Origin of the sequence: Acinetobacter sp. SA01 (assembly GCF_011319235.1) — a bacterium.
Classification (GTDB): domain Bacteria; phylum Pseudomonadota; class Gammaproteobacteria; order Pseudomonadales; family Moraxellaceae; genus Acinetobacter.
Genome location: NZ_WXXM01000049.1, coordinates 1 through 880, shown reverse-complemented (window position 1 = coordinate 880; position 880 = coordinate 1). Strand labels below are relative to the sequence as shown.

General features: G+C 42.6%; 1 protein-coding gene. It reads left to right on the top strand.

The window, feature by feature from the left end:
• Positions 1-845 (top strand): IS3 family transposase (locus tag GTU69_RS16930; RefSeq protein WP_166172224.1); only part of this gene is annotated, 845 nt, incomplete at its 5' end.
• Positions 846-880 lie beyond the last annotated feature (35 nt).

Sequence of the window (880 nt, the reverse complement as noted above, 5' to 3'; positions counted from 1 at the left end):
TTATCCTCGAATACAGCCATCAGTTTAAAATTAAAACGATGTGTCGGGTTCTTAAGATTGCTCGTGCTGGCTATTATGCCTGGTTGCATGAACCCGAATCAGGCAGGACTATTGAAGACAAGCGGTTATTACAGCTCATTCGTTCTTCTTATGATGCAAGTTATGGCATTTATGGTTATCGTCGCATCACTTTGGATCTTAAAGAGCTAGGTGAAAGCTGCGGACCTAATCGTGTGCTAAAGATCATGAAGAACAATGGCATTGCCGCTGTTCGAGGATATAAAAAGCATAAAAGTTATGGCTGTGGTCGTCCTCAGATTGTGCCACCCAACCATTTAAATAGAGAGTTTGTTGTAAACACACCTGATACCTCTTGGGTGACTGATATTACCTACATCCGCACCTGGCAAGGTTGGTTGTATCTGGCTGTAGTTCTTGATTTATATTCGAGAAAAGTAATCGGTTGGTCAATGAAACCTACTCTTGCGAAGGATATCGTTTTGGATGCTCTTCTCATGGCAGTATGGAGACGCAGGCCAAATGAGCCTGTGATCATACATTCAGATCAAGGCTCACAATATAGCAGTGGAGATTGGCAGAAATTCTGTCAGAAGCATAACTTGGTTCCCAGTATGAGCCGTAGAGGCAACTGTTGGGATAATGCTGTTGCAGAATCCTTTTTTAGCAGCTTGAAGAAGGAAAGAATTAAAAAGAGAATCTATAAAACACGTGAAATGGCACGTGCAGATGTGTTTGATTATATCGAGATGTTTTACAATCGGATTAGGCGTCATTCGCATCTCGACGGGATGAGTCCAGAAGCCTTTGAAGCAGCTTCAAAATGAGGCTGTCTCATGTCTAGGATACTGGGAGCAGTCCA